Genomic DNA, 6,891 nt, shown 5'->3' on the forward strand with positions numbered 1-6,891 from the left:
GCCTCGGCGCCCGAGCGGGCCTCGTCGGCATCGCGCCAGCGGCGATAGAGCAACAGCCCCTCGGCCAGGCGCAGCGCCTCGCCGATCTCGCGATAGCGGGCCGCCTGCCGGGCTTGGCGGGCCAGCTGGGTCAGTTGCCCGGCCAGCTGTTCGACCACGTCATCGACGCGGGTGAGGTTGTTTTCGGCACCGTTCAGCTTGAGCTCGGCCTCGTGCCTGCGCTGGTAGAGGCCGGAAATACCGGCGGCCTCTTCCAGGATGCGGCGGCGCGCCTGCGGCTTGGCGTTGATCAGTTCCGAGATCTGGCCCTGCCGCACCAGCGCCGGCGAATGCGCGCCGGTCGAGGCATCGGCAAACAGCATCTGAACATCGCGCGCGCGCACGTCCTTGCCATTGGCCTTGTAGGCCGAACCGACATCGCGGGTGATGCGGCGGATCACTTCCAGCGTATCGGAATCGTTGAACCCGGCGGGCGCCAGCCGCTCGGAATTGTCCAGATGCAGGGTGACTTCGGCAAAGTTGCGGGCCGGGCGGGTGGAGGCACCGGCAAAGATCACATCTTCCATGCCGCCGCCGCGCATGGCGGTGGGGCGGTTTTCGCCCATCACCCAACGCAACGCCTCGAGCAGGTTGGACTTGCCGCAGCCATTCGGCCCCACCACCCCGGTCAGCCCGTCGGCGATAACAAGGTCGGTGGGGTCGACGAAGCTTTTGAAGCCGGTCAGCCTGAGTTTGGAAAAGCGCAAAGCTCTGCCTCTGATTCCTATTGAAGAAGAAATGTGCGGTCTTCGGGCCACGCGCGTCAACGCGTTTGCGGGGGGAAAGGGCGAAATCGGGGGATTTATCCCCAAGATATTGCGGGTTTCGGCCTGTTCCCGCCTATCTGTGGGGGTGGATTCGGGGGAATCGAGGGAAACGGACTGCGGTCTGCGTCACCTGTTGAGCGGCTTGACGGCGGTACATGCCCGCTCCCCCAACCCTCGCCCCCGCAGGGCAGAGAGGATGCGGCGTGTTGGCCGGGCCGCTGGACGGCTGGCGGGCGGTGGCGTTATTGTCTCGCGACGACCGAGCGGAGCCAAGAATGCCCTTTCAGAAGATCGAACCCGAAAAGCTGTCGGCCTCGGTGGTGCGTCAGATCGAGCTGCTGATCCTGCGCGGCATTCTGCGGCCGGGCGAACGGCTGCCGCCGGAACGCGACCTATCCGAGCGGCTGGGCGTGTCGCGCCCGTCGCTGCGCGAGGCGGTGGCCGACTTGCAGGCTCAGGGATTGCTGACCAGCCGCGCCGGTTCCGGGATCTTCGTGGCGGAAGTGCTGGGCTCGGCGTTTTCGCCGGCGCTGTTGCGGCTGTTCTCGATCCACGAAGAGGCGGTGTTCGACTATGTCTCGTTCCGCCGCGATATCGAGGCGCTGGCGGCCGAGCGGGCGGCGCGGCTGGGATCGGACCAGGACCTGGCGGTGGTGCAGACGGTGTTCAACAAGATGGAGGCCAGCCACCGCCGCCGCGATACCGCGGAAGAGGCGCGGCTGGACGCGCAGTTTCACAGCGCCATCATCGAGGCGAGCCATAACGTGGTGATGCTCCACATGATGCGGTCGATGTACGACCTGCTGCGCGAAGGGGTGTTTTATAACCGGCAGGTGATGTTCAGCCAGCGCACCTCGCGGGCGGCGCTGCTGGACCAGCACCGCGCCATCAACGATGCGCTGCAGGCGCGCGACCCGGCCGGCGCGGCGGCGGCGGTGCGGGCGCATCTGAACTATGTCGAACAGGCGCTGCGCGATCAGCAGACGGCGCGGCGCAACGAGGACGTGGCGCGCCAGCGGCTGGCGCATGAACAGGAAACCCGCTGACGGCTCAGCCGGCCTGGTGCGGGAAGTATTCCGCCGCCGGCAGATAGCCCGCCGCCTTGGCCGCGGCCATCCAGTCGGATTCCAGCGGGGCGTCGCCGATGATCACCAACTGGCTGCCGGGCAGCTTGCGGGCGCGGATAAAGCCTTCGATCCGCTCGCGCATCTGCGACCAGCTGTCGGTAAAGCGCGGCGCGGCCTCGGTCGCATCCAGCACCGGGTTGGCCTGCAACACCTGGTCGGGTCGGTTCGGCAGGTGCACCAGCGACAGTTTCTCGGCCGCTTTCACCCGGTCGAGCGCGCGGCGTTCGGCCTCGGGCATTTTGGCGCCGTCACCGATGATGCGCAAAGCGTTGGAGGAGAACAGCAGCCCCATGATGTCCTGCCCCGAGGCCTGGCGGATGCGGGCATAGGCCTTGTAATCCATCCCCAGTTCAGCGGCACGGCGCAGCCGCATCCGGACGATCATCAGCGGGATGGTGTTGGGCATCATCTGCTTTTGCGCACGACGCCACTGATAGGCGCGATAGCTTTGGCCGCGCTCGAGCGTCGGGCCGTTGTTATGTCCGATCCCGGCCATCACCCCGCCTCCTTCAGCCGCGCGACATAGCGCGCCAGCGTGTCCACCTCGAGATTGACGAAATCGCCCACCGCCACGGTGCCCCAGGTGGTCACCTCTTTGGTGTGGGGGATCAGGTTGATGCCGAAATCGGCGCCCGTCACCTCGTTCACGGTGAGCGAGGTGCCGTTCAGCGCCACCGAGCCTTTCGGCGCGATAAACGGCGCCAGCGCGGCGGGCGCGCGCAGCACGATGCGGGTGCTGTCGCCCTCGTCCTGCATCTCGACCACCTCGGCGACGCCATCGACATGGCCCGACACGATATGCCCGCCCAGCTCGTCGCCGACCTTGAGCGCGCGTTCCAGGTTGATCGGGCGGCCCTCGGCCCAGCGGTTGCGGCCGATATTGGATTTTGCCAGCGTCTCGGCAGAGATATCGACATCGAACCAATCCGGCCCCAGCGCGACAACGGTCAGGCAGACACCGTCGCAGGCGATCGAGGCGCCGATGTCGATGCGGCCGGTGTCATAGCTTGTGGCGATGCGCGCGCGCAGGTCGCCGCGCTGCTCGACCGACCTAACGGTGCCCACATCGGTGATGATGCCAGTGAACATGCAAACGCTCCTCAAGCCTGTTGCATCCTGACCTAAACCCGGCCCCGCCGCGGGGCAAGCCCCGGATATTTCTTGACAAGCCGCTGATTGCCATAGTTTTACCCCACCTCAATGATAACACCGCTTCCGATGCCATCACGGCAAGGAGCCACAGGCATGACGCAACCCGAGCCCGAAAACCGGACCTTCCTGTTCCTGCAGGGGCCGCACGGGCCGTTCTTTGGCGCGCTGGCACGGATGCTGCGCGCCACCGGGGCGCAAGTGTGGCGGGTCGGGTTCAATATGGGCGACCGGGTGTTCTGGCGCGACGGGCGCAGCTATATCCCGTTTCGCGGCCGGCCCGAGGACTGGCCCGAAACCTTCACCAAGCTGGTGGCGGCGCATGGCATCACCGATATCGTGCTCTATGGCGATACCCGGCCGATCCATGCCCAGGCGGTGGCGATTGCCCGGGCGCGCGGGCTGAACGTGCATGTCTTCGAAGAAGGCTATATGCGGCCCTATTGGGTCACCTATGAGCGCGGCGGGTCGAATGGCAATTCGCGGCTGATGCAGATGAGCCTGACCGAGATGCAGGCGGCGCTGGCCCTGTCGGACATGGAGGCGCCGCTGCCACCGTCGCATTGGGGCGACATGCGCCAGCATATCTTTTACGGCGCCGCCTATCACGGCTGCGTGCTGCTGCTGAACCGCGGCTATCGGCATTTCCGGCCGCATCGCGACATCCCGGTGACATCCGAGTTCCGCCTGTACCTGCAGCGGCTGCTGCTGATGCCGCTGCACGCGATCGAGCGGCGGCTGGCGACGCGGCGGATCCGCTCGGGCGGGTTCCCCTATCACCTGGCGCTGCTGCAGCTGGATCACGACAGTTCGTTCCGGGCGCATTCGCCCTTTGCCTCGACGCCGGAGTTCCTGGCCGAGGTCTTTGCCGGATTTGCCGAGGGCGCGCCGCGCCATCATCACCTGGTGGTCAAGGCGCATCCTCTGGAGGATGGCCGCGCACCGGTGCGCCGGGCGATCCGCCGGCTGTCGCGGCAATACGGGCTGAAAGGCCGGGTGCATTTCGTGCGCGGCGGCAAGCTGGCCGAATTGCTGAACGATGCGCGCAGCGCAGTCACCGTCAATTCCACCGCCGGACAGCAGGTGCTGTGGCGCGGTATCCCGCTGAAGGTGTTCGGGCGTGCGGTCTATGCCAAGCCCGAATTCGTCTCGGGGCAGACGCTGCCGGAATTCTTTCGCGCCGCCAGCCGCCCGGATGCCCGCGCCTACAAGGATTACCGCCGCTACCTGCTGGAGACCAGCCAGGTGCCCGGTGGCTATTATTCGCGCAGTGGCCGCAGACAGCTGCTGCGGCTGGTGGTCGACATGATGCTGGCCCCGGAAGACCCCTATGACGCGCTGCGCCTGGGCACAGCGGCGCCGCGGCAACAGTTGCGGCTGGTGAACTGACCGCCAGCCTCCCGCGCGCTGGATTTTTATCGCGCCTTCGGCTAAGGGTTTGAAAAAAGACCGAGGCAGATAAAACAGGTCGAGGAGACCGAGCAGTGGCATTCATTGCAGACCGATGGGTCCGGCCCGTCGCCGCATTGGCGATTCTGGGCATCGTATCCGCGTGCGGGCTGCCCCAGGTGGGGCCGAACAAGCGGCAGATTTTCGCCGGCTCCGTCCAGAAGGAAGGCGACGCCTTTGTCGTCGAGGTGAATGACCGGGTGACACGGGCCACTGCCGTGGTGCCGGCCTTTGCCTTTTCCACCGATTTCACCAATGCCGCGCAGGTCACCGCCGACACCATCAACCCCGGCGACATCCTGGGGCTGACGATCTGGGAAAACGTCGATGACGGGCTGCTGACCGGCGAGACCGGCAGCGCGCGACCGCTGGAAGAGGTTCAGGTCGACAGTTCGGGGTTCATATTCGTGCCCTATGCCGGCCGGCTGCGCGCCGCCGGCAACACGCCCAACCAGCTGCGCGAGATCATCACCGCGCGCCTGCAGGAACAGACCCCCGACCCGCAGGTCGAGGTGCGCCGCGTCGCCGGTGACGGCTCGACCGTGACGCTGGCGGGCGCGGTGGGCGGCCAGGGCGTGTACCCGATCGAGCGGCCGACGCGGACGCTGTCGGCGATGCTCGCCCATGCCGGCGGCATCGTGATCGAGCCCGAGATCGCCCAGGTAACCGTGATCCGCGGCAATCAGCGCGGCAAGGTCTGGTTCCAGGATCTCTATGACAATCCCAAGCTGGACATCGCGCTGCGCGCCGGCGACCGGATCCTGGTGGAAGAGGATTCCCGCTCGTTCACCGCGCTCGGCGCCACCGGGCGACAGGGCCGGGTTCCGTTTGAATCGCAGAACCTGTCGGCGCTGGAAGCGATTGCGCAGGTCGGCGGGCTGATCGCCTCCAGTTCGGACCCGACCGGGATCTTCATCTTCCGCAACGAGGCGGAAGAGATCGCCGACAGCGTGCTGGGCCGCTCCGACCTACAGGGCGCGCAGCGGCTGATCTATGTGCTGAACCTGAAACAGCCCAACGGCATCTTCCTGGCGCGCGATTTCGTCATCCGCGATGGCGACACCCTGTTTGTCACCGAGGCGCCCTATACCCAGTGGACCAAGACCATCTCGCTGGTGGCCGGATCACTGTCGCCCTTTGCCAATGTCACCACGCTGACCAACGCCGGCGACTGATCCGGTGCCCGACAACCGCCGGGGCCAGCGGCTGTACGTCTATAACGGCGGTTTCCTGACCCAGCGGCGGCTGCGCCGGATCCTGGAACTTGCCGGCTATCGGATCAGCCTGGGCCTGCCGGGGTCCGGTGACATGGTGGGCATCTGGGGCGCCAGCCCCACCGCCCCGCGCGGGCTGGCGGTGGCACAGCGGCGCGGCGCGCCGCTGTTACGGGTCGAAGACGCGTTTCTGCGTTCGATCCGGCCGGGGCGGTCCGGCGAGGCGCCGCTGGGCCTGCATCTGGACCGGACCGGGGTGCATTTCGACCCCTCCACCCCGTCGGATCTGGAACAGCTCCTCCTCACCGCACCGCTGGACGACACCGCGCTGCTGGACCGGGCACGCGACGGCATCGCCCGGATGCGCGAGGGGCATCTGAGCAAATACAACGCCTTCGACCCCGAAGCGCCGGTGCCCGAGCCCGGCTATGTGCTGGTGGTGGACCAAACCCGCGGCGATGCCTCGGTCGCCGCCAGCGGCGCCGATGCCGCGACCTTTCGCGAGATGCTGGTCTTTGCGCAGGAGGAACATCCCGGTGCGCGGGTGGTGATCAAGACCCACCCGGAAACCGCCGACGGGTTTCGCCCCGGCTATTTCGGGCCGGAAGACACCCATCGCAAGATCACCCTGCTGCGCGATCCGGTCAGCCCGTGGGCGCTGATGGATGGTGCGGTGGGCGTCTATACGGTGTCGTCGCAGCTGGGGTTCGAGGCGATCCTGGCCGGGCACAACCCGCGCGTGTTCGGGCAGCCCTTTTATGCCGGCTGGGGCCTGACGCGCGACGAAAACCCGGTGCCGCGCCGCGAACGCCGCCTGACCCGCGCGCAGCTGTTCGCGGCGGCGATGATCCTTTACCCGGTCTGGTACGATCCCTATCGCGACCGGCTGTGCGAGCTGGAAGGCGTGCTGGACACCCTTGAGGCCCAGGCGCGGGCCTGGCGGCAGGACCATCGCGGCTGGATCGCCAGCGGCATGCGGCTGTGGAAACGGCGGCCGCTGCAGCGCTTTTTCGGACAGCAGAAACGGGTGATCTTCAGCGAAGCCGCGCCCGGCGCCGGCGAACGGCCGCGCATGGCCTGGGCCAGCCGGGCAAAGCCCGGCGACGTGCGGGTCGAGGACGGCTTTCTGCGCTCGCGCGGGCTGGG

The 6,891-nt window shown here is 67.2% G+C and carries 7 protein-coding genes; 4 read left to right on the forward strand and 3 right to left on the reverse strand.

All coding sequences use genetic code 11. From position 1 onward, the window contains the following. Window positions 1–746, reverse strand: a 746-nt coding sequence (locus CVM52_RS22205; protein WP_172721065.1) for an AAA family ATPase, incomplete at its 3' end; no start/stop codon positions are given. Window positions 747–1,081: 335 nt separating this feature from the next. On the opposite strand from CVM52_RS22205, the gene CVM52_RS22210 reads away from it, so the two are divergent. Beyond that, entirely contained in the window at window positions 1,082–1,852 is a 771-nt protein-coding gene (locus CVM52_RS22210) for an FCD domain-containing protein (RefSeq protein WP_100164563.1), read from the forward strand. A gap of 4 nt (window positions 1,853–1,856) precedes the next feature. Here the strand turns inward: CVM52_RS22210 and CVM52_RS22215 are convergent, their stop codons facing one another. Together CVM52_RS22215 and CVM52_RS22220 are read right to left on the reverse strand one after the other, a co-directional pair. After that, complete coding sequence (locus tag CVM52_RS22215) at window positions 1,857–2,429, reverse strand: RNA methyltransferase (RefSeq protein WP_205965006.1); 573 nt, start codon at window positions 2,427–2,429, stop codon at window positions 1,857–1,859. Beyond that, a complete protein-coding gene (locus CVM52_RS22220) occupies window positions 2,429–3,022 on the reverse strand; it encodes a riboflavin synthase (protein ID WP_100164565.1) in 594 nt (197 codons plus the stop codon). Before CVM52_RS22220 ends, CVM52_RS22215 begins: the two co-directional genes overlap by 1 nt. A 156-nt stretch (window positions 3,023–3,178) precedes the next feature. Here CVM52_RS22220 and CVM52_RS22225 point away from each other — a divergent pair, with 156 nt between their 5' ends. From CVM52_RS22225 to CVM52_RS22235, 3 genes are all read left to right on the forward strand, one after another. Beyond that, a complete protein-coding gene (locus tag CVM52_RS22225; RefSeq protein WP_100164566.1) occupies window positions 3,179–4,471 on the forward strand; it encodes a capsule polysaccharide biogenesis protein in 1,293 nt (430 codons plus the stop codon). Window positions 4,472–4,566: 95 nt separating this feature from the next. Then, entirely contained in the window at window positions 4,567–5,706 is a 1,140-nt protein-coding gene (locus CVM52_RS22230; RefSeq protein ID WP_370301886.1) for a polysaccharide biosynthesis/export family protein, read from the forward strand. Between the two features lie 4 nt (window positions 5,707–5,710). Then, window positions 5,711–6,891 (forward strand): capsule polysaccharide biogenesis protein (locus CVM52_RS22235; RefSeq protein WP_370741689.1); only part of this gene is annotated, 1,181 nt, incomplete at its 3' end.

The organism is Pseudooceanicola lipolyticus, from assembly GCF_002786325.1.
In the GTDB taxonomy this organism is placed as follows: Bacteria; Pseudomonadota; Alphaproteobacteria; order Rhodobacterales; family Rhodobacteraceae; genus Pseudooceanicola_C; species Pseudooceanicola_C lipolyticus.

What these genes read in the sequence shown, in the direction of transcription:
- CVM52_RS22210 (WP_100164563.1), top strand. Translation starts at nt 1,082, where the DNA reads ATGCCCTTTCAGAAGATCGAACCCGAAAAGCTGTCGGCCTCGGTGGTG.
- CVM52_RS22215 (WP_205965006.1), bottom strand. Translation starts at nt 2,429, where the DNA reads ATGGCCGGGATCGGACATAACAACGGCCCGACGCTCGAGCGCGGCCAA.
- CVM52_RS22220 (WP_100164565.1), bottom strand. Translation starts at nt 3,022, where the DNA reads ATGTTCACTGGCATCATCACCGATGTGGGCACCGTTAGGTCGGTCGAG.
- CVM52_RS22225 (WP_100164566.1), top strand. Translation starts at nt 3,179, where the DNA reads ATGACGCAACCCGAGCCCGAAAACCGGACCTTCCTGTTCCTGCAGGGG.